Annotated in this window: 20 protein-coding genes; 12 read left to right on the forward strand and 8 right to left on the reverse strand. The window is 61.7% G+C overall.

Annotated elements, in window-relative coordinates; translation table 11 throughout:
* Positions 1–23: 23 nt before the first annotated feature.
* The 3 genes from B9Z34_RS11505 to B9Z34_RS11515 are packed head-to-tail and all read right to left on the reverse strand — an operon-like array spanning position 24 to position 4488.
* Positions 24–1208 (reverse strand): HlyD family type I secretion periplasmic adaptor subunit, encoded by a 1185-nt coding sequence (locus B9Z34_RS11505; RefSeq protein WP_108428253.1) that lies wholly within the window; start codon positions 1206–1208, stop codon positions 24–26.
* The gene (locus B9Z34_RS11510; protein WP_158268724.1) at positions 1205–3295 is read right to left on the reverse strand and encodes an ATP-binding cassette domain-containing protein; all 2091 of its coding nucleotides are present in this window, start codon (positions 3293–3295) and stop codon (positions 1205–1207) included. Before B9Z34_RS11510 ends, B9Z34_RS11505 begins: the two co-directional genes overlap by 4 nt.
* Positions 3296–3345: 50 nt before the next feature.
* Entirely contained in the window at positions 3346–4488 is a 1143-nt protein-coding gene (locus tag B9Z34_RS11515) for a TolC family protein (protein ID WP_158268725.1), read from the reverse strand.
* Between the two features lie 339 nt (positions 4489–4827).
* On the opposite strand from B9Z34_RS11515, the gene B9Z34_RS11520 reads away from it, so the two are divergent.
* The 6 genes from B9Z34_RS11520 (at position 4828) to B9Z34_RS11545 (ending at position 10714) form a co-directional block, all read left to right on the forward strand.
* Positions 4828–6837 carry a sensor histidine kinase gene (locus tag B9Z34_RS11520; protein ID WP_108428256.1) on the forward strand — a complete coding sequence of 670 codons (2010 nt, stop codon included), beginning with the start codon at positions 4828–4830 and terminating at the stop codon, positions 6835–6837.
* Positions 6834–7532 (forward strand): response regulator transcription factor, encoded by a 699-nt coding sequence (locus B9Z34_RS11525; protein WP_108428257.1) that lies wholly within the window; start codon positions 6834–6836, stop codon positions 7530–7532. Before B9Z34_RS11520 ends, B9Z34_RS11525 begins: the two co-directional genes overlap by 4 nt.
* Positions 7533–7566: 34 nt before the next feature.
* Positions 7567–7932 (forward strand): DUF2946 family protein, encoded by a 366-nt coding sequence (locus B9Z34_RS11530; protein WP_108428285.1) that lies wholly within the window; start codon positions 7567–7569, stop codon positions 7930–7932.
* A 137-nt stretch (positions 7933–8069) separates the two neighbouring features.
* On the forward strand, positions 8070–8558 hold the full coding sequence (locus tag B9Z34_RS11535) for a copper chaperone PCu(A)C (RefSeq protein ID WP_108428258.1): 489 nt from the start codon (positions 8070–8072) through the stop codon (positions 8556–8558).
* Between the two features lie 67 nt (positions 8559–8625).
* Positions 8626–9459 carry a PhaM family polyhydroxyalkanoate granule multifunctional regulatory protein gene (locus B9Z34_RS11540; protein WP_108428259.1) on the forward strand — a complete coding sequence of 278 codons (834 nt, stop codon included), beginning with the start codon at positions 8626–8628 and terminating at the stop codon, positions 9457–9459.
* A gap of 7 nt (positions 9460–9466) precedes the next feature.
* On the forward strand, positions 9467–10714 hold the full coding sequence (locus B9Z34_RS11545) for an FIST N-terminal domain-containing protein (RefSeq protein ID WP_108428260.1): 1248 nt from the start codon (positions 9467–9469) through the stop codon (positions 10712–10714).
* Between the two features lie 103 nt (positions 10715–10817).
* Here B9Z34_RS11545 and tgt read toward each other — a convergent pair whose 3' ends face one another.
* Positions 10818–11990 (reverse strand): tRNA guanosine(34) transglycosylase Tgt, encoded by a 1173-nt coding sequence (tgt, locus tag B9Z34_RS11550; protein WP_108428261.1) that lies wholly within the window; start codon positions 11988–11990, stop codon positions 10818–10820.
* 21 nt (positions 11991–12011) lie between these two features.
* A complete protein-coding gene (locus B9Z34_RS11555) occupies positions 12012–12926 on the reverse strand; it encodes a LysR family transcriptional regulator (protein WP_108428262.1) in 915 nt (304 codons plus the stop codon).
* A 214-nt stretch (positions 12927–13140) separates the two neighbouring features.
* Between B9Z34_RS11555 and B9Z34_RS11560 the strand changes: the two genes are divergently transcribed.
* The 3 genes from B9Z34_RS11560 to B9Z34_RS11570 are packed head-to-tail and all read left to right on the forward strand — an operon-like array spanning position 13141 to position 15196.
* The gene (locus B9Z34_RS11560; RefSeq protein ID WP_108428263.1) at positions 13141–14406 is read left to right on the forward strand and encodes an aromatic ring-hydroxylating dioxygenase subunit alpha; all 1266 of its coding nucleotides are present in this window, start codon (positions 13141–13143) and stop codon (positions 14404–14406) included.
* A gap of 2 nt (positions 14407–14408) precedes the next feature.
* Positions 14409–14882 (forward strand): aromatic-ring-hydroxylating dioxygenase subunit beta, encoded by a 474-nt coding sequence (locus B9Z34_RS11565; RefSeq protein WP_108428264.1) that lies wholly within the window; start codon positions 14409–14411, stop codon positions 14880–14882.
* Entirely contained in the window at positions 14879–15196 is a 318-nt protein-coding gene (locus B9Z34_RS11570) for a non-heme iron oxygenase ferredoxin subunit (protein WP_108428265.1), read from the forward strand. The genes B9Z34_RS11565 and B9Z34_RS11570 overlap by 4 nt, the downstream gene beginning before the upstream one ends.
* 22 nt (positions 15197–15218) lie before the next feature.
* On the opposite strand, the gene B9Z34_RS11575 is transcribed toward B9Z34_RS11570, so the two are convergent.
* The 3 genes from B9Z34_RS11575 to queA are packed head-to-tail and all read right to left on the reverse strand — an operon-like array spanning position 15219 to position 16935.
* Positions 15219–15527 (reverse strand): type II toxin-antitoxin system RelE/ParE family toxin, encoded by a 309-nt coding sequence (locus B9Z34_RS11575; RefSeq protein WP_108428266.1) that lies wholly within the window; start codon positions 15525–15527, stop codon positions 15219–15221.
* Between the two features lie 18 nt (positions 15528–15545).
* Positions 15546–15815, reverse strand: coding sequence for a YlcI/YnfO family protein (locus B9Z34_RS11580; protein WP_108428267.1), 270 nt, complete (start codon positions 15813–15815; stop codon positions 15546–15548).
* A 52-nt stretch (positions 15816–15867) separates the two neighbouring features.
* Entirely contained in the window at positions 15868–16935 is a 1068-nt protein-coding gene (gene queA / locus B9Z34_RS11585) for a tRNA preQ1(34) S-adenosylmethionine ribosyltransferase-isomerase QueA (protein WP_108428268.1), read from the reverse strand.
* A 110-nt stretch (positions 16936–17045) separates the two neighbouring features.
* Between queA and recG the strand changes: the two genes are divergently transcribed.
* From recG to ubiA, 3 genes are read left to right on the forward strand one after another with little or no spacing between them, the layout of a single operon-like run.
* Positions 17046–19115, forward strand: coding sequence for an ATP-dependent DNA helicase RecG (recG, locus tag B9Z34_RS11590; RefSeq protein ID WP_108428269.1), 2070 nt, complete (start codon positions 17046–17048; stop codon positions 19113–19115).
* A gap of 16 nt (positions 19116–19131) precedes the next feature.
* Positions 19132–20094: a LysR substrate-binding domain-containing protein gene (locus B9Z34_RS11595; RefSeq protein WP_108428270.1), complete on the forward strand. Its 963-nt coding sequence runs from the start codon at positions 19132–19134 to the stop codon at positions 20092–20094.
* On the forward strand, positions 20091–20942 hold the full coding sequence (gene ubiA / locus B9Z34_RS11600; RefSeq protein WP_108428271.1) for a 4-hydroxybenzoate octaprenyltransferase: 852 nt from the start codon (positions 20091–20093) through the stop codon (positions 20940–20942). Before B9Z34_RS11595 ends, ubiA begins: the two co-directional genes overlap by 4 nt.
* The last annotated feature ends 351 nt before the right edge of the window (positions 20943–21293 follow it).

The raw sequence follows: 21293 nt of genomic DNA on the forward strand, positions 1-21293 counted from the left end.
ACAAATAAACGGGGAAACTATGCTTAACGCTCGCCCATCGATTCCGACAGGGTTTTGGTGATGGGCTTGGTGAGGTATTCGAGGACGCTTTGCGTACCGGTCTTGATGTCGACCTGGGCGGTCATGCCGGGCTGCAGCGGGATGGTGTGGCCTTTGTGGCTGACCAGCGAGGTCTGGTTCAGGGCCACTTTGACGCGGTAATAGGTCTGTTCGCCCTGGCGGGTGTCTTCGCGCAGGGTGTCGGGGCTGATGTAGCTGACCTGCCCCGCAAAACTGCCATGCAGGGCGTAGTCCCAGGCATCAAATTTCACGGTGGCTGGCAATCCGGTTTTGAGCCAGGCGATGTCGGCGGGTTTGATCTTGACTTCGACAATCAGCTCGTCACCGCCGGGCACGATGGACAGCAATTCTTCGCCGGGTTTGAGCACCGCACCCAGTGTGGTCACGCGCACGTTTTTCACAATGCCGTCTACCGGTGCCACCAAGCGGGTGTTACCCAACTGGTCTTTGCGTTGCGCCAGCACCTGCAACACACCTGCCAGGTCTTCTTCGGCTTTGGACAGCTCGGCTTGGCTGTCTTGCATGTATTTGTTGCTGCGGTTGGTGATCTGGCCTTGCAGGTCGGCCACTTGGCGTTGCAGGCGAAGCACATCGGCCTGGCTCACGTCGCCGCTTTTGGCCAAGGGCAGGTTCATGTCCAGCTCTTTGCGGGCAAGGGCGAGTGCCGCTTGCAGGGCGGCCACTTCTTCGCGGATGGCCGACTGGCGCTTGGCAAACAGAGAGCGCTGGTTGCTCACAAATTCGGGGTAGCCCGTGACCTCGGGGCCAAAACGCGGCTCACCGCCAAACACTTCAGCCCGTAGTCGGGCCATGTTGGCGCTCAGGGCGGCGGCTCGGGCCGCCGTTTCCTGATAGCTCGACTGGGCTTTGACGGCATCGAGCCTGGCCAGAAGTTGGCCGCGTTTGACACTGTCGCCTTCTTTCACCTCCAGCGTGTGCAGGGTGCCGCCGTCGACCGCCTGCAGCACCTGGGTGTAGCTGCTTGCGATGACTTGTCCGTTGCCACGGGTGATCTGGTCCAGGTCAGCCCAGGAGGCCCAAGCCACAAACCCCAGCACCACGATGGCGGTGGCCCAAACCAGACGACCGGCACGGGGGGTGGGGGCGACCAGTCGTGTGCCGGGTCGGGTGTTGACGAGGGTGTTCATCCGCTGACCTTTTTCATGGTGGCAGGGTTTGTTGGGCGAAGCGCTGTTACAGGGGCCGTCTCGGTTTTGTTGGGGCCCTCGTTGCGTGAGGTTTGCAGCCGCGCCAGCACCGCGTCGCGCGGGCCATCGAGCACGATGCGGCCTTGGTTCACGACGATGAGTCTGTCAAACAAGGGCAACAAAGTGGGTTTGTGGGTGACCACAACGAGGGTGCGGCCCTGGCTGTGTTGTTGCAGGGCCTTGAGCACGGCGGTTTCGGTGGTCTGGTCGAGCGATGCGGTGGGCTCGTCGAGCAGCCAGACCGGTGACTTGGCCAACATGAGCCGCGTCAGGCCGATCAGCTGGCGCTGACCGCCCGAGACACCGCGCCCGCCTTCGCTGATGGGCAGGGCCAGGCCTTTGGGGTGCCGGTTGACCAGCTGGATCAGCCCGGTGGCAGTGCAAGCTTGCATGAGGGCGGCATCGCCAGGGTCTGCCAGGCCCAGGGTCAGGTTGTCCCGCAGACTGCCGCCAACCAGGCAGTAGTCCTGCGCCAGATAGGCCAGCGCGTGACGCAGGTAGTCGGGGCTCAGGTGCGCCATGTCGATGCCGTCCAGCTGCACCATGCCGCCTTGGGGGCGGTACAAACCGGCCAGCAGCTTGAGCAGGGTGGATTTGCCCGAACCGATTTCACCCAGGATGCCGACATGTTCGCCGGGACGAATGTGCAGCGGGTTGGACAGTGCGAGGCTGGGTGCAGGGGCGTCTGCGTAACCAAACCGCAGCTGTTCTGCCCGCAGGTCGCCCAGGGTCTGGTCAGGGGTGATCTGCTCGCTGTCGGGGGCGGTGTCGGTGGGCAAGGCCAGCAGGCGGTCAAGCATGCGCACCGAGACCTTGGCCTGGCTCCATTGCACCAACAACGAGGGCAGTTGCAGCAAGGGGCTGACGGCCCGACCATTCAGGATGGAGCAAGCCAGCAGCGCACCGGTGGTGAGTTGACCGTTGATGGCGAGCATGGCGCCGGTGGCGATCATGGCCACATAACCCATGCCTTGCAGCAGGGTCACCAGGTAGCTGGTGGTGGCATTGTGCTGGCGCAGTGCCAGGTCGGTCACGGCGACATCTTCGACCAAGTCGTTCCAGCGGCGCATCAGGCGCCATTCGCCACGGCTGGCTTTGAGGGTTTCGCCGCTTTCAATGGCTTCGACCAGCACACCGTTTTTGCGGTTGCTTTCGACCACGCTTTTTTCGCTCAGGTTTTGAACCCTGCGCACGGCATGCAAGCCCAGAGCGACACTGCAAGCGGCCACGATCAGTGGTGGCAGCACGGTCCAGCCGCCCAACATGGCGATGACGGCCAGGAAGAGCAGGCCGAATGGCAGATCCACCACAAAGAACAAAGTGCCCGATGTCATGAGTTGGCGCACATGCTCAAAACCCCGCACTTGTGCGGCCAGCGTGCCGACTTGGGCCGGGCGCGCATCGAGGCGTATCGCCAGCAGGCGGGCCACCAGTTGGCGCGAGACATCGGTGTCGACAAGCGCACCGACTTGGTCAATCGCGTGGCCGCGCAGCCATTTCAAGCCAAACTCGAACAGCGAAGCCAGGATGGCACCCGCCGTCAGCACCACCAGCGTGGCGGTGCCGCCCGTGGGAATGACGCGGTCGTACACCTGCATGCTGTAGAGCGAAACGATCAGTGAGATCACATTGACGAGCGCGGTGGCCAGCGCCGCACTGATGAGGGTTTTGCGGTGCCGGGTCAATGCGCCTTTGATGAGGGCCCAGGTGGAGTTGGACTGGGTGACCTCTGGCGGGGGCAGCAGAAAACTGGAAACGGCAGTGAGCGTCTCCTGGTTCCACAGGGTTTGGTCACCACGCCCGTCCGCTACGACCAGACCGCCACGCACATCGACCACTTCTGCCACGCCCCAGCCGCGCTCGGGGTGGAACACAAGCGCAGGCAGCATGTCGGGGCTGAGTGCTTCCATGAGCATGGGCTCGCCCTGGCGACCCAGGTGCTGCCAAAGCCGGGTGAGCAGCTCTTGGGGGTTGTGCTCGCCGTCGCCGATGTCTTCGAGTGCGAACACCACGGTGTGGTGGTTCACCCCTTGGCGACTGAGGCGGCATAGGTGCATGAAAGCGGGGAACAAGGCATTCACAGGACAGCTCCCGGCGAGGTTTCGAGGCCAAAGGCGCGCAGGTGCAGCCGCCAGGCGGTTTGTCCGAGCAAAGCTTGCGCGTCCATCACCGACAAGCGGGCTTGCATGGCTTCGCGCACGGCGTTGAGCACTTCGAGCCAACTTTTGCGGCCTGCCACAAATTGCCGTGCGTAAGAGTCGGCAACGTCTTGTGTCGATTGCCGCAGCAAACTGGCCACGCCCATTTGTTCGCGTGCAGCTTGGTGGCTGGCCAGGTCGGCCGCCAGGTTTTGGCGCAGTTCAAGTTCGGCAGTGCGACGGGTTTCGGCTGCCGACTCTTTGCGTGCCACCGCAGCGCGTATGGCGGCCACGCTGGACAAGCCCGCGCCTGGCTGCACGCTGACTTGCAGCCAGGTGCGTGTACCTTGTTGAAGACCTGTGAAATTGCGGTCCACCATGACGCTGACAGTGGGCATGAGCTGCCCCTGCTTGGCGCGGATGTCGGCATCGGCCGCCAGTAATTCGGCGGCAAGCTTGGCCAGTTGTGGATCTCGAAGTTGGGCGGTTTCCAGCCAGTAGGTTCGGGGTTGCGGCAGGGCTTGTGATTGCAGCGCTGTGCCTGCGGCGATCAGCATGGGCAAGTGCTCGCCTGCCAGTTGGCGCAGCTGTTCTTGTGTGGCGCTGAGTGCCGACTGGGTTTGAGACAGTTCACTTTGAACTTGGCTTAGACGCGCAGCCGCTAAGGCCAAGTCGATTTCAGTGCTGACACCCTCTTGTGCGCGACGCTCGATTTGTTGGCGCAGCTTGCGGTGTGCTTCCACGCCTTCTTGTTGCACGCCTACCCTGTCTTTGAGGCGTAGCCAGTCGTACCAGGTATTGACCAGTTTGATGGCAGTTTCTTGTGCCACTTGCAGATGCTGGTGCTGACCAGCGGTGAGGCGGTGGTCGGCGGCAGCGATGCCTGCGTCAATGCGGCCTCCGGCGTACAAGGGTTGTTCCAGCACCAGTCGGTTGGTTTTGTCGCCCACTGCGCCACCTTGGGGCGAGAGGCTTTGGAAGCTGGGGGTGGGAAAGCGTTGCCAACGGGCGGCGTTCTGATCCTGGGCTGCCGCATCGAGGTTGCGTGCGGCAGACTGGGTGGCGGGGTGGGCGTAGGCCATGATCCTGACGGCCTCAAGAAAACCGGCCCTTGCATCACTTTGGGCATGGACCGACGTTACAAAGACCAGTGCGCCCAGACACAGGGGGATCCATGCCCTCATACCGATTTCTCCCAATCCGTGGATGCGTCGATCATTGATTTTTGTTGTTATTGATGATTGAAATTGCTGATATTGATTTTTATGGGATACGTGTTCATCCGCTATACATCCAGGTCGACAAGTTCCGTCAAATTCCTGTCACTCGCGACTTGATGCGACATTTTTTCGACAAATTCCGACATTGCTCGGTGAAGCACTCCTGCCGTCTAATGCCGGCGGATAATCTTTGTGAAACCTATGAAATTTGCGAAACACACCATCCTGGCGCTTTGTTGGTGCCTGCTGGCCCAGTGGGTTCAAGCTTCGGTTTTGAACAGCCAGTCCATGCAGGTGAACCTTCTGGCTGGCGCGGAATTCCTGGAAGACCGTGACGGAAAATGGACTTTGGACGACGTGCGCGGCATGGAGGCCAAGTTTCGCCGTTGGACGCGTGGCGGCACCGAGATGAACTTCGGCTTCACCTCATCGGCGTATTGGATTCGTGTGCCTTTGCAGCGCCAGGAAAGCGCGCCCGCCAGCTGGCTGCTGGAGGTGCATTTCGCCAAGCTGGCTGAACTGGATTTTTATCCGCCGAGCGGGCCGGTTGTCCGTACTGGGAGCAGTCGGCCTTTCAGCAGTCGGCCTTACTACGATCGGCACTTTGTTTTTCCGCTGGAGGTGAGTACCGAAGCGGAACACTTTTACCTGCGTGTCACGTCGAATTACTCACTGACCATCCCCCTGACTGTGTGGCAACCGGACGCTTATCGTCAGCATCAGCAACGTTTTCAGTGGCTGCAGTTCATGTATTACGGTGGTTTGGTTGTGCTGGCTATGTACGGGTTGATTATTTACCTTGCCTTGCGCGATAAGCGCTTCCTCATTTATGCGTGTTACATCATCAGCGCTGGTGTGGGCATGTTTGCCAGTAATGGCTTTGGGCGTCAGCAGTTCTGGCCTGACTCACCAGCTTTCGACGATGTGTCGCAAACGGCGTTTTTCAGTCTGGCGGCATTTTTTGCCGCATGGTTCGCCCGCAAGATATTGGTCACACACGAGGGAAGACCCTGGTTTGTTCAGGTTATGCGCGTGAGTGAAGCGTTGTTTTTGTGCACGGCTGCCCTGTCCTTTGTACAACTTTTGCTGCCCGGCGCGCAGGGGCTTGCCAACCAGTTGTTGTTGTTCAATGCATTGGTCATGGGCCTGCTGGTCAGCTTTGCTGGGGTGCAGGAATTCATGCGCCAGCGGCAGGATGTCCGCTTTTTCATGACCGGATGGCTGGTCCTCTGGGTGGGCGTGGGGGTTGCCACTCTGCGGTCTTATGGCGTGCTGCCCAGCAATGGGTTCACGTCTTATGCTGTGCAGCTGTCCACGGTGGTTGAAATGTTGTTCATGGCGTTGGCGCTGGCGGATATTTTGCGGACGGAGCACCGGGCCTACGTTTCTGCGCAGGCGCAAACGTTGCAAGCCAATCAGGCTTTGCTGGAGGTGACGCAGGCTTCCGAGGGCAAGCTCAAGCAGGCGGTCCAGGAACGAACGGCGCAATTGGAAACAGCCCTGAAGCTGGAGAGAAATCTGCGAGAGCAGTATGTGCGTTTTGGCTCAATGATTTCGCATGAATTTCGCACGCCTTTGAGCATCATCCAGAGCCAGGCCAGCCTGATGCGCAAGGAGCACGAACGAGGCCTCAATCAGATCACTAAACGGCTCGAGGCCATTGGCAGTGCCACCCACCGGCTGACCGTGATGTTTGACAAATGGCTGCACAGCGATTCGATTGCACAGTCCCTTGAGGTGCTGGAGCCCAAACCACTGGCCTTGCAAGCCTGGCTGCGCACGCTGATCCAGACCAATCCCCATCTCTTGCTTAACCATGCAGTGAATTGGCAGTTGGCTGCGGAAGTCGACACCCTGGTGGCCGACGAATACCACTTGGGTGTGGCGCTGACCAACCTCATTGACAATGCCGCGAAATATTCACCGGCAGACACGACCATTACCATCGCGACGCAGGCAAAGACCGGGTATGTCGGGATTGCGGTGATCGATGAGGGGGCGGGGATCGCCCCGAATTCGCAGGAGAAAATTTTTACCGAGTTTTTCAGACTGGCACCCGAAAGCCAGGTGCGTGGCGTGGGTCTGGGCTTGTCCATTGTTCAGCGCATTGTCCAGGCGCACGGCGGGCATGTGACGCTGAACAGCACCCCGGGGCAAGGTGCCACTTTTTGTATCTGGTTGCCAGACATTCAATTCAAGGACGCGCCATGACGCTTTCGCCACCACTTGCCCGTGTTCTTGTGATTGAGGATGAGCCTGATCTTCAAGATGCCCTGGTCACCTACCTGAACATGGAGGGACTGGATGCGCATGGCTTGAGCAGTCTGGCGGATGCGCAGGTGTGGATGGGTTCGAACGATTTTGATGTGCTGTTGCTCGATCTGGGCCTTCCCGATGGCGATGGTTTGAGTTGGTTGAGAAAGCGCAACGATCTGCGTGATAAAGGCGTGATCATTACCACCGCGCGCAGTGACGCGCTCAGCCGGGTGACCGGTGTTCGTGCGGGGGCGGATGTGTATCTGGTCAAGCCTGTATTGCCCGAAGAGATTGTTTCATTGGTGCATAACCTGATGCGGCGTTTGCGCGGGCAGACGCCTGTGTCTTGGGTTCTGGATGAAACAGGGTGGCGATTGCTTGCACCGGACGGGCGTGCGCTCAAATTGACCCATTCGGAGCATGTGTTGCTGCAGCGCTTGGCCAAGTTTTCGGGGCAGGCGGTTTCACGCGAGGAATTGGTCATCAGCTTGGGGCATCAGCCAGAGCATTACGATTTCAGACGTCTGGAAATTTTGATTCGACGCCTGCGCAACAAAGCCAAGGAGGCCTGGGGCACGGCCCTGCCTTTGGAGACTGCCCACCGGCAAGGGTATGCGTTCACAGCCAATATCCGGATTGGTTTGTCTTGATGTCTGTGGCGTATCCGATGCAATAATGGACACCATGTCCACCTTGCAGAAATTGCGCAACGCCCACCTCCTCACCCGCTTCGTGCTGGTGTGGTTTGCGTTGTTCATCGGGGCATCGGTTGCATCGCCGCTGGTCAAGCCCCAAGCCGCCGAGATGGTTTGCTCGGCCATGGGCGGCATGAAAATGGTGGTGGGCGACGATGCTGGCGACGGCCCAGCCGCTTCGGGTGGCCTGGATTGCCCCTTGTGCACCCATGTCAGCGCGCCACCACCGCCCGTGGTGACGGGTTTTGAGCGGGTCAGCGGCCTGGCTCAAGCTTTGCGCCCCATTCTGGCAGCCCACATCGCCTGGCTGACCGGCTCCCCGCTGCCGCCACGCGGCCCGCCTGCATTTTCCTGAACTTTTCCATTGACGCCGCTGCGGCAGATGCCGCTTGGCTGCGTCGTCCGTGTTTTGTTTTCAGGAAATTTCATGCGCAAAAACCGCATCGCTCTGGAGCAGGACCCGGTTTATCCATTTTTAATCCAGAACACACTATGAACATCACATCCAAACACCTCGTCGGCTTGCTCATCGGCCTGCTGGTCAGCAGCCTCGCCTGTGCCCAGGTCAAGATCGAAGGCGGCTGGGCCCGTGCCACCGTGCAGGGCCAAAAAGCCACGGGCGCTTTCATGAAGCTCACCGCCCCGCAGGCCACCCGCCTGGTGGCCGTGTCCACCCCGGTGGCGGGGGTGGCCGAGATCCACGAAATGAAGATGGACGGCACGGTCATGAAAATGCGCGCCATGCCCATGTTGGAGTTGCCCGCCAACCAGGTGGTGGAGCTCAAGCCCGGCAGCTACCACCTGATGCTGATGGACCTGAAAGCCCCGCTCATGAAAGACAGCAGTGTGGCCCTGACCCTGACGTTCAAGGACGCCTCGGGGGCACAAAGCCAGCAGCAAGTCAGCCTGCCGGTCAGTGCATCCATGCCCATGGCAATGCCACCGGGCCATGACCACGGGCACGGGGCGCACAAGCACTGAAGGCCTGCAAGATAGCCGCCAGTCGTTTGGTTTAAGCTCATGCCACCCCCTTTTTTTGGAGACAGGCATGAGCGACACATCGGCTTTCGGCTTCGGCCAATTCGTTCCGGGTTTTGATTTTTTGCAAAACCTGTCCAAAACCGCTGCGCAGGCTCAACCTGCGGCGGCCGCGGGCATGCCTGGCATGGCCAGCTGGGTGGCGCCCACGCTCAGCATCGAAGAGATCGACAAGCGCATTCAGGAGCTGAAGTCGGTGCTGTTCTGGCTGGAGCAAAACACCACGGCGCTCAAGGCCACCATCCAGGCGATGGAGGTCCAAAAAATGACCTTGACCACCTTGCAAAGCATGAACGTGAACATGGCCGATCTGGCCAAGGCGTTCACGGCCAAGCCCCCGACACCGGAAGCCGCGCCTGCAGCTGCTGCGGCCAACGCTGCGGCCAAACCCAGGACCTCTTTGTTCACCCCCAAGCCCGCTCCCCAGGCCGAGGCTGAAACCGCGCCGGCCACACCGCAGGCGTCGGCATCGAGCGCCGATGCGACGGCCCAGGCTGCAGCGGACCTGTCGGCCGACAAGGCGGACAGCGGCTCTGTCAACGAAGCGGCCAAGCCCGCCGTGGACCCGATGCAGTGGTGGGGCGCATTGACGCAGCAGTTTCAGGGCATTGCCGCAGCGGCCTTGAAGGACGTGGCGGGCGAAGCCATGAAGGCTGGCATGGCGGCCCAAGCCGCCTCCTCGGCGAAAGCCCCGGCCGCCCGCAAATCGGCGTCGACCAAAACCACCCGGGCCAAGCCAGCAGCCCGTGGGGCAGCGGTCAAGCGGCAGGGCGCCAAAGTGGCGCCTGCCAAGGCCGCTCGCACGGCCAGCCAGCCTGCTGCCCGCCAAGTCACCAAGAAGTGAAGCGCCCATGAAGCTGTTTCCTTGTGGCCACGCCACCCATCCGCAGTGGCGCATGGCCGCAGGCCTGGTGCTGGCGCAGTTGCGTGCTCAGATGGAACTGCCTGAGTACGCCCGTCAACCGAAATTGGGGCTGCTCTACATCACCGACCATTACGCGCCCGAGGCGCAAGCGCTGCTGGACCATTTGCGCCAGGCTTTGCCCGAGGTGCCCGACTGGGCGGGTACGGTGGGCATTGGTGTGGCGGTGAGCAACGCCGAGTACTTTGACGAGCCCGCCATGGCGCTCATGCTGTGCGACCTGACGCCTGAGCAATACCGGGTGTTCTCCGGCGTGTCGCCCTTGCCTGCGGGCTGGGCCGATGCGGCTTTGGTGCACGCGGACTCGCACACACCCGATTTGGCCGACTTGATCAGCGAGATGGCAGCCCGCACCCGGCAGGGCTATTTGTTTGGCGGCCTGAGCGCCAGCCGCACACGCAGTGTGCAGTTTGCGCTGCGGGCTGAAGACGCAGGGGGTGCCAATGCACACGGTGGTGTGCTCGAAGGCGGTTTGAGTGGCGTGGCGTTCTCGCCCGAGGTGGCCTTGTTGTCACGCGTGACGCAAGGCTGCCAACCCGTGGCCCCGGAGCGCGAGATCACCGAAGCCGATGGCCATGTGGTGCTCAAGCTGGCGGATGAGCCCGCGCTGGATGTGATGCTGGCCGATCTGGACATCAGCCTGAGCGAGCCACAAAAAGCCATTGCGGTGGTGCGCTCCACCCTGGTGGGCTTGAGTGCCGCCGGGCATTCGGGCGTGGGCCGTGCGGGCAACTTGGGCAGTGACGTGCGGGTGCGCCACATCATTGGCCTGGACCCTTTACGCCAAGGCGTGGCGATTGCCGAGCACCTGGAGCCGGGCATGCGCTTGACGTTTTGCCGCCGCGATGTGCAGGCCGCGCGTGCCGACCTGGTGCGGGTGTGCGCCGAAATCCGCGAAGCGCTGGAGCCCGAGGTGCTGTCCATTGAGGCGATCAATGCCCTGAGCGACGACCCGGTGCCCACGGTGCCTCAAGCGGGCCAGCGCATTGCGGGCGCGGTGTATGTGAGCTGCACCGGACGTGGTGGCCCCCACTTTGGTGGCCCCAGCGCCGAGATGCAGATCATTCGGCATGCTTTGGGCGATGTGCCCTTGGTGGGCTTTTTTGCGGCAGGCGAAATTGTCCGCAATCAGTTGTACGGTTACACCGGGGTGTTGACGGTGTTCACGACCGATTGAAAATGGCTTCGGGTTGGTTGGCCTTGTGGGAGCGAGCCCCTGCTCGCGAATGACTTGTGCAGCCAAAGCTTGCATTCGGCCGCAGGGGCAGCCTCCCACGAAGTCAGACCCCGCGTGCCCGATCTGACTTGAACTGTGCCCGGAACTGCGCGAACTGCCCCGCATCCAGCGATTCGCGCACTTCGCGCATCAGGTTCAGGTAGTAGTGCAGGTTGTGGATGGTGGTCAGCATGGGGCCGAGCATTTCGCCGCAGCGGTCCAGGTGGTGCAGGTAGGCACGTGAAAAGCCGTCACGGCCTCCCTGGTCCCACGAGACCCCCGATGCACCCGCGCAGGCGTGGCAGGTGCAAGTGCTGTCCAGTGGTTGCGGGTCGTTCTTGTGGCGGGCGTTGCGCAACTTCAGGTCGCCAAAGCGGGTGAACACGGTGCCGTTGCGGGCGTTGCGGGTGGGCATCACGCAGTCGAACATGTCCACGCCATCGGCCACGCCTTGCACCAAATCCTCGGGCGTGCCCACGCCCATCAGGTAGCGCGGCTTGTGGGCGGGCAGGCGGTGCGGCGTGTGCGCCATGATTTGCAGCATCAGGTCTTTGGGCTCGCCCACGCTCACGCCACCAATGGCGTAACCCGGAAAGTCCATCTCGACCAGCGCTTCCAGCGACTCTTGGCGGAGGTTTTCAAACATGCCGCCTTGCACGATGCCAAACAGCGCGTTGGGGTTTTCAAGGCGGGCGAACTCGTCCTTGCTGCGCACGGCCCAGCGGCGGCTCATCTCCATCGATTTGCGCGCTTCGGCTTCGGTGGTCAGGTGCCCCTTGGTCTCGTAAGGCGTGCACTCGTCGAGCTGCATCACGATGTCCGAGTTCAGGATGGTCTGGATCTGCATGCTCACCTCGGGCGACATGAAGAGCTTGTCGCCGTTCACGGGGCTGGCAAAGGTCACGCCTTCTTCGGTGATTTTGCGCATCTCGCCCAGCGACCAGACCTGAAAGCCGCCCGAGTCGGTCAGGATCGGTTTGTCCCATTTTTCAAACTGATGCAGGCCGCCAAAGCCTTTCATGATGTCCAGCCCCGGGCGCATCCACAGGTGGAAAGTGTTGCCCAAAATGATCTGCGCGCCCATCTCGTGCAGGCTGCGCGGCATCACGCCCTTGACGGTGCCGTAGGTCCCCACGGGCATGAAGATGGGCGTTTGCACCACGCCATGGTTCAGGGTCAGCGTGCCGCGACGGGCGTGGCTGGAGGGGTCGGTTTTGAGCAGGTCGAATTGGAGCATGGCAGGGATTGTAGGAGGGGGTCAGTCGGTGCCATCGCCAAAGCATTGCGCCACAAGCGTTCGCAACCACTGGTGCCCGGGGTCTTTGTGCAGACGGGCGTGCCAGAACTGGTGGATCACGCTGCCGTCCACCGCCAGCGGCAATGGCCGTGTGGTCAGTCCAAAAGGTGTGGTGACGCGATGCGCAAAACGTTCGGGCACCGTGGCGATCAGGTCCGAATGCCCCAGCACATCGCCCAGGGCCACGTAGTGCGGCACCGTGAGGCGAATGCGCCGTTGCAGGCCCTGGCGTTCCAGCGCTTCATCCACCCGGCCATGCCCCGTGCCTGCTGCAATCACCCGCACGTGGCTGGCGGCGGCAAAGTCGGCCAGCGCCAAGCTGGGCGCAGCGGCCAGCGGGTGCCCTTCGCGCATCAGGCACACATAAGGCTGGCGAAACAGCGCCTGCTGGAAAAACCCCGCCTGCAATTGCGGCAGCAGGCCCAGCGCCAGGTCGGTGCGACCAGACGCCATGTCGGCCCCCAGGCTGGCGCTGGTCACGGCCACCACCTGGAGGGTGACACCGGGGGCGGTTTGGGCCAGCGCGTCCATCAGCACGGGCAGGAAATACATCTCGCCCACATCGGTCATGGCCAAGGTGAAGCGGCGTTCGCTGGTGGCTGGGTCAAATGCGGCGCGCACGTTCAGCGCTTGTTGAAGCCCATCGAGCGCGGTGGCCACTGGCTCGGCCAGTTGCAGGGCGTACGGTGTGGGGGCCATGCCGTGCTGGGTGCGCAAAAACAGCTCGTCGCCTAGACTGGTGCGCAGGCGACCCAATGCGCTGCTGACGGCGGGCTGGCTCATGCCCAGCACCGTGGCCACGGCCGAGACGCGCTTTTCGCGCAGCAGGTGGTGAAACACCAGCAGCAGGTTCAGGTCGAGGCGGGCGAGTTCCATGGCGAAGTGTTATTTGAAATTTGGATAATGATTATCTTTGGATTTCGATTTGCGGAATTCGATGATTCGCGGATGATCAGCATCAAGTCTTCAAGATCGGTATGGGTAGGTCGGTGGCTTCAGCCCCGACATCGATGCCCACCACACCCGCTTACGTCGGACCTGAAGGTCCGACCTACAAGTAGCCCAAGAGTTTGAACAAGAAGGAGACAACGTGACTGAACACCCCATCCACTGGGAAACGGAAGGCACCAGCCGCGTTCCGTTTGCCGTGTACACCGACGAAGACCGGCACAAAAAGGAGCTGGAGCGCTTCTTTTACAAGAGCCACTGGAGCTATGTGGGCCTGGAGGCCGAGATCCCGAACCCCGGCGATTTCAAGCGCACCGTGGTGGGTGAGCGTTCGGTCATCATGACGCGTGCCGCTGACGGCCAGATCCATGTGGTTGAGAACGTCTGCGCCCACCGGGGCATGCAGTTTTGCCGCGAGCGCCATGGCAACAAGAAAGAGTTTGTCTGCCCCTACCACCAGTGGAGCTACAGCCTCAAGGGCGACTTGCAGGGCGTGCCGTTCCGGCGCGGCGTGCGCCAGGACGGCAAGGTCAATGGCGGCATGCCCGCCGACTTTGACCCCAAAGACCATGGCCTCACGGCCCTGAAAGTGGCCACGCGCGGCGGCGTGGTGTTCGCGTCGTTTGACCACAACGTTGAGTCGCTCGAAGACTTCATGGGCCCGACCATCCTGAAATACTTTGACCGCCTGTTCAACGGCCGCAAGCTGGTGGTGCTGGGCTACAACCGCCAGCGCATTCCGGGCAACTGGAAGCTGATGCAGGAAAACATCAAGGACCCTTATCACCCGGGCTTGCTGCACACCTGGTTTGTGACCTTTGGCCTCTGGCGTGCCGACAACAAGAGCGAGCTGCGCATGGACGCGCACCACCGCCACGCCGCCATGATCTCGACCCGCGGTAGCGCGGGCCAGGCCACGGGCGCTGCGGCGCAGGTCACGCAGGTGAGCAGCTTTAAGGAAAGCATGCAGTTGCACGACGCCAGTTTTCTGGACATCGTGCCCGAGGGCTGGTGGCAGATGGGCGAGCAGATGCCCACGGCGGTGATGATGACGCTGTTCCCGAGCGTGATTTTTCAGCAGCAGGTCAACAGCGTGTCCACGCGGCACATCCAGCCCGACGGGCATGGTGCGTTTGACTTTGTGTGGACGCACTTCGGCTTTGAAGACGACACGCCCGAGATGACCGAGCGCCGATTGCGCCAGTCCAATCTGTTTGGCCCGGCGGGTTTTGTGAGCGCGGACGACGGCGAGGTGATCGAGTTCTCGCAGCAGGCCTTTGAGACCAAACCCGAACACCGCATGCTGGTGGAGCTGGGCGGGCGCGATGTGGGCGAGACCGACCACATGGTGACCGAGACGCTGATCCGGGGCATGTACGCCTACTGGCGCAAAGTGATGGAGGCCTGACCATGGTGAGCTTTGAAACCCACATGGCCTTGAGCCGCCTGTACGCCGATTACGCCCTGGCCGTGGACAGCGGCCAGTGGGATTTGTGGCCCGAGTTCTTCACCGAGCAATGCGTGTACAAACTCATCCCGCGTGAAAACCACGAGCGCGGCTTTCCGCTGTGCACGTTGTCGTTCACCAGCAAAGGCATGCTGAAAGACCGCGTGTACGGCATCCAAGAAACGCTCTACCACGACCCGTATTACCAGCGGCATGTGGTGGGGGCACCCGTGGTGCGAAAGGTGGAGGACGGCCGCATTCACGCCGAAGCCAATTACGCGGTGTTCCGCACCAAGCTCGACAAGGAAAGCACGGTGTTCAATGTGGGCCGGTACATCGACACCCTCGTGCAAACCCCCGAAGGCCTCAAGTTCGCTGAACGCCTGTGCGTGTACGACAGCGAAATGATCCCCAACGCCATCATTTACCCGATATGACCATGACTACCTGGATTGACGTGGCCGCCGAGGCCGATTTGTTTGAAGGCGCGGGCATCGCCGTGAGCCCTGAGGGGCAAGACATTGCCTTGTTCAGCGTGGAGGGGGAAGTGTTCGCCATCAACAACCTGTGCACACACGGCAATGCCAAGCTGTGCGACGGCTTTGTGGAAGGCGACCATGTGGAGTGCCCCTTCCACCAGGCCCAGTTCAGCCTGCGCGATGGCTCAGTGGCCTGCGGCCCGGCCACAGAACCCGCCAAGACCTGGCCGGTCAAGGTGGAGGGCGGGCGGGTGTTTCTTCAGTTGGGCTGATGCCAGCTGAGGGCCATTGCCATCAGTGGAAATCGTCTTCTCGCTGATGTCGCAATGCGAGGACGGTCACCGTGTGAGCGTCTTCAATTTCGAAAAGAGCCAGATACCCGGTCGCACCAAACAAAATGATGAGCTCTCTGAGCAGAGGGCCATGCGCACCCTCGGCTGCTTTGCGACACGAAAAAGGTGATTTGCGCAAAAAACCCAGACCGTTTTCAATGGCTTGCAATGCCCGTTCAGCGGTATGAATGTCAAATTCCAAAAGGAATTCATAAAGCCGATTCAGATCGGATTGGGCTTTTTCAGTGAAGCGAACCTGAAACTCATCCATGATCGAGACCGGCCCGACTCAAGAGGCCGAGGACTTGGCCTTCACCAGTTTGCGCTTCAATTCCTTCAGGACGTCTTCCGCTGAAAAGTAGACCTGACTTTGACGTGCTTCTTCTGCAGAACGCAAACCACGGGCGATGAACTCGTCCTCGGCTGCACGGTGTGCGATGAATCTTTCCAGTGAGGTTTCCATCAGCTTGGAAATGGTCTCGTTGGGGCGCAGTGCCTTTTCGGCGGCTTGTCTGAGATCCGGGCTGACACGAAGGGCCGGGAGTGTGGCGGTTTTCATAGGAGGCCTTTCAATTGCGATGCAATTGTAATGCGCGAGCGTTTCAACCCGTTCAATCGATCTGGGTGCGCGTCAACAGCATCGCATCCCCGTAGCTGAAAAACCGGTACTGCTGCGCGATCGCGTGGCGGTACAGGCCCATGATGTGCTCGTAGCCCGCAAAGGCACTCACCAGCATCATCAGCGTGCTCTTGGGCAGGTGGAAGTTGGTGATCAGGCGGTCCACCACCTGGAACTCAAAGCCTGGCGTGATGAAAATCTGCGTGTCGCCGCTGGCCTGGCTAAATTTGGCCCACGATTCCAGCGTGCGCACCGTGGTCGTGCCCACTGCGACCACCCGACCGCCACGTGCTTTGCAAGTGGCAATGGCTTGTTGCGTGGCCTCAGGCACTTCGTACCATTCGCTGTGCATGGTGTGTTCAGCGATGTTTTCGGTTTTGACGGGCTGGAAGGTGCCAGCGCCCACATGCAGCGTCACGCTGGCGGTTTGCACGCCTTGCGCTGTCAGGGCGTTCAGTACGCCTTCGTCAAAATGCAGCGCGGCGGTGGGCGCTGCCACCGCGCCAGGGGCACGCGCAAACACGGTCTGGTAGCGCTGGGCGTCTTCTTCGGTGTCGGTGTGTTCAATGTAGGGGGGGAGCGGCACATGTCCATGCTTTTCCATCAAAGCATGCGGCTCGTCGCTCAGTTGCAGGTGAAACAGCTGGCCGTTTTCATCGGGCCAGCGGCCCAGCAGCACGGCATCAAACCCACCGTTGCGGGCACCGCCTGCCAAAAACATCTTGCCGCCCACCAGTGGCTTTTTGCTGACTTTCATGTGCGCCACCACCTGGTGGCCGGGCAGCACACGCTCGATCAGCAATTCGAGTTTCCCGCCAGACGCCTTCTCGCCAAAGATACGCGCCTTCACCACCTTGGTGTCGTTGAACACGAGCAGGTCGCCTGCGTTCAGCAAGCCGGGTAATTCATGAAAGATACGGTCCACCACCTTGGCCGAAGAGCCATCGAGCAGGCGCGAGCCGCTGCGTTCGGCGGCGGGGTGCTGGGCAATCAGTTGGGGGGGGAGTTCGAAGTCGAAATCACTCAGGGTGAATTCGCGGGGGGCGGTGAAAGCAGTCATGGTGCAGGGCTGGACAGGCCCGAACAAATCAAAAGAAGCCCGGATTTTGCCTGAACGGTGCATTTCCCCGGGGAGGTTTTGGGCTGAGGCGCTCACGGCACAATCGGGGCATGCCCCCCAAGTCCGCGTCCACGCCCGCCAAAACGCTGTCCGCGCCCCAAAAGGCGCTGATCAAGCTCGGGCTGGTTCGTGACATCGATCTCGCGCTGCACCTGCCGCTGCGCTACGAAGATGAAACCCGCATCGTCAAGTTGCGCGATGTGCGCGAAGGCGATACCGCGCAGATCGAGGCGACGGTGACGGCCTGCGAGATCACGATGCGCCCGCGCCGCCAGCTGCTGGTGACGGTGGATGACGGCTCGGACACCTGCGTGATGCGGTTTTTCAGTTTCTACCCCTCGCACCAGAAGGCGTTGGCGGTGGGCAACCGCATCCGGGCGCGGGGCGAGGTCAAGGGCGGTTTCATGGGTCTGACCATGATGCACCCCACCTTCAAGGCGGCGGGCGGCCATCTGGCCGAGGCGCTGACCCCGGTGTATTCCACCGTGGCCGGGCTGGCCCAAGCCTATTTGCGCCGGGCGGTGATCAATGGCCTGAACCATGCCGACCTGAGCGAGACTTTGCCCCCGGGCGTGCCCTGGCCGGACCCGCGTGGGGCTTGGTCGCTGCGCGATGCGCTGCAGTTTTTGCACCACCCCACGCCCGATGTGTCGCTGGCGGCGCTTGAAGACCGCAGCCACCCGGCCTGGGTGCGTCTCAAATGCGAGGAGCTGCTGGCGCAGCAGTTGTCGCAGCTCACAGCCAAGCGCGAGCGCGAATTGTTGCGGGCCCCGGCGCTGAAGCTCAAGACCAAGGGCTTGTATGGGCAGCTTTTGACCGCCTTGCCTTTTGGGCTGACGAATGCCCAGCAGCGCGTGGGGCAGGAGATTGCCCAAGACCTGGCCCGCCATGTGCCGATGCACCGTTTGCTGCAAGGCGATGTGGGCGCGGGCAAAACCGTGGTGGCGGCGTTGGCGGCCATGGTGGCGGTGGATGCGGGCTGGCAATGCGCGCTGATGGCCCCGACCGAAATTTTGGCCACCCAGCACTTTGCCAAGCTGGTGGGCTGGCTGGAGCCTTTGGGCGTGAAGGTGGCCTGGTTGATTGGCAGCCAGAAGAAAAAAGAACGCGCCGCCATGCTGGCGCTGATCGAGTCGGGCGAGGCCGCGCTGGTGGTGGGCACGCACGCGGTCATTCAGGAGCATGTCAAGTTCAAAAACCTGGCGCTGGCCATCATTGACGAGCAGCACCGCTTTGGCGTGGCGCAGCGCCTGGCCCTGCGCGGCAAGATGCAGGCCGACGGCATGGAGCCGCACATGCTGATGATGACGGCCACCCCCATTCCGCGCACGCTGGCCATGAGCTATTACGCCGACCTGGATGTGTCGGTGATCGATGAGCTGCCGCCGGGGCGCACGCCCATCGTGACCCGCGTGGTGTCAGACCATCGCCGCCACGAGGTGGTGGAGCGCATTGGCGCGCAGCTGCAGCAGGGGCGGCAGGTGTATTGGGTGTGCCCGCTGATCGAAGAAAGCGAGGCGCTGGACCTGACCAACGCCACGCAAACCCATGCCGACCTGAGCGAAGCCCTGCCGGGCGTGATGGTGGGGCTGCTGCATTCGCGCATGCCGGTGGCCGAAAAAAAGGCGGTGATGGAACTCTTCACCGCTGGCGTGATGGGCGTGCTGGTCAGCACCACGGTGATCGAGGTGGGGGTGGACGTGCCCAATGCGTCGCTGATGGTGATCGAGCATGCCGAGCGTTTTGGTCTGTCCCAGTTGCACCAGCTGCGCGGCCGGGTGGGGCGGGGCGCGGCGGCTTCGGCCTGCGTGTTGCTTTACGGCACGCCAGAAGGTGGACGCCTGAGCGAGACCGCCCGCGAGCGCCTGCGCGCCATGGTGGAGACGAACGACGGTTTCGAGATCGCCCGGCGCGATCTGGAGATTCGGGGGCCGGGCGAGTTTTTGGGGGCGCGCCAGTCGGGTGCACCTTTGCTGCGTTTTGCCGATCTGGAGGCCGACGGCCATTTGCTGGACTGGGCCCGCGCCCTGGCGCCGCAGATGCTGGACCAGCACCCGCAGCTGGCCGAGCGGCACATCCACCGGTGGCTGGGCGGAAAATCCGAATATTTGAAGGCTTGATGTTCAAATAGCGCCCATGACCCTGACCGAACTCAAATACATCGTGGCCGTGGCCCGCGAAAAGCATTTTGGCAAGGCGGCCGAGGCCTGCTTCGTGTCGCAACCCACGCTGTCGCTGGCCATCAAAAAGCTGGAAGAAGAGCTGGAGGTCAAGCTGTTCGAGCGCAGCGCCAGCGAAGTGTCGGTCACCGCCCTGGGCGAAGAGATCGTGCGCCAGGCGCAAAGTGTGCTGGAGCAGGCCGCCGAGATCAAGGAGATTGCCAAGCGCGGCAAAGACCCGCTGTCGGGCACCATGCGGCTGGGGGTCATCTACACCATTGGGCCGTATTTGCTGCCCGACCTGGTGCGCCAGATCATCACCGACATCCCGCAAATGCCGCTGATGCTGCAAGAGAACTTCACCGTGCGCCTGCTGGAGATGCTGCGCACGGGCGAGATCGACTGCGCCATCCTAGCCGAGCCCTTCCCCGAGTCGGGGCTGGCAGTGGCGCCTTTGTACGACGAATCGTTCATGGCGGCCTTGCCGCTGAACCACCCGCTGGCCAAAGAGGCGTTCATCACCCCCGATCAGCTGAAAAACGAAACCATGCTGTTGCTGGGCACGGGCCACTGCTTTCGCGACCATGTGCTGGAGGTCTGCCCCGAATTTGCCCGCTACGCCAGCCAGACCGAAGGCATCCGCAAGACCTTTGAAGGCTCGTCGCTGGAGACCATCAAACACATGGTGGCCGCGGGCATGGGCGTGACCCTGGTGCCCCGCCTGTCGGTGCCCGAACTCAAGCCCGTGCTCAAGCGCTCGGGCGGGCGGCACGATGCGCCTGTGCGCTACCTGCCCATTGTCGATCCGGCGGGCGGCAAGCCGCCCACACGCCGTGTGGTGCTGGCCTGGCGCCGCAGCTACACCCGTTACGAAGCGATTGCCGCCATGCGCAATGCCATTTATGCCTGCCCGCTGCCGGGTGTGACGCGCCTGTCATGACCGACAAACTCAAGCTGTATCTGGATTTGATCCGTTGGAACCGGCCAGCAGGCTGGTTGCTGTTGCTTTGGCCCTCATTGGCCGCCTTGTGGGTGGCCGCCGGGGGCTTTCCGGGTTGGCATCTGGTCGTTGTGTTCACCTTGGGCACCATCCTCATGCGCAGCGCCGGGTGCTGCATCAATGACGTGGCCGACCGCGACTTTGACAAGCACGTCAAACGCACGGCCAACCGCCCGGTGACCAGTGGACGCATCGGCACGCGTGAAGCTTTGGGGCTTGGCGCTGTGCTGGCCTTGTGCGCGTTTGGCTTGGTGCTCACCACCAACGCGGCCACCATCGCCTGGTCTTTCGCGGCGCTGGCCGTGACCCTGGTCTACCCCTATGCCAAGCGTTATGTGTCCATGCCGCAGGCGGTTTTGGGCGTGGCCTTCAGTTTCGGCATCCCGATGGCGTTTGCGGCGGTGCAGGGGCAGGTGCCGCTTTTGGCCTGGGGTTTGCTGCTGGGCAACCTGTTTTGGGTGCTGGCCTACGACACCGAATACGCCATGGTGGACCGCGACGATGACCTGAAGATCGGCATGAAGACCTCGGCCATCACGCTGGGCGACAAGGATGTCCCCGCCATCATGGGTTTTTATGTGGCCTATTTGTGCATCTGGGCCTGGCTGCTGGACGCACTCCAGCAAGGCCTGTGGTTCTGGCTGGCCTGGGCGGTCTCGGCAGGCCAGGTGGTTTGGCACTATTTCCTGATCCGCCAGCGCAGCCGCGAGGGCTGCTTCAAGGCGTTCCGGCTGAACCACTGGCTGGGGTTCAGCGTGTTTGTGGGCGTGGTCTTGTCCTACGGCTGACGCTGCCGACCTTGTATGATTTTTCTCAATGCCTTTGGATGTGTTTTCCTCTGAAACATATTCAAGACATGGCCGAGGGGCACCTCGGTCTGAGCGCTTGGATGCCGTTGCCGACCTTGGGCTTGACCGCCCGTGACGTAGATTCCTTGCACCAAGCGTTCACCCTCGTTCCACGATCGGACAGTATCTTTGGCCCGCCCCTGGCGTGAGCCCGCATTCACAAAGTTGATCTTTCGAGTTTTTATGCACACACACTTTCTTGGCATCGACATCGCCAAATCAAAGTTCGATTGCGCTTTGCTGCGCCCTGACGGCAAAGTTCGCAATAAAGTTTTATCCAATAACGCTCAA

The organism is Limnohabitans sp. Hippo3 (genome assembly GCF_003063665.1).
In the GTDB taxonomy this organism is placed as follows: Bacteria; Pseudomonadota; Gammaproteobacteria; order Burkholderiales; family Burkholderiaceae_C; genus Limnohabitans_A.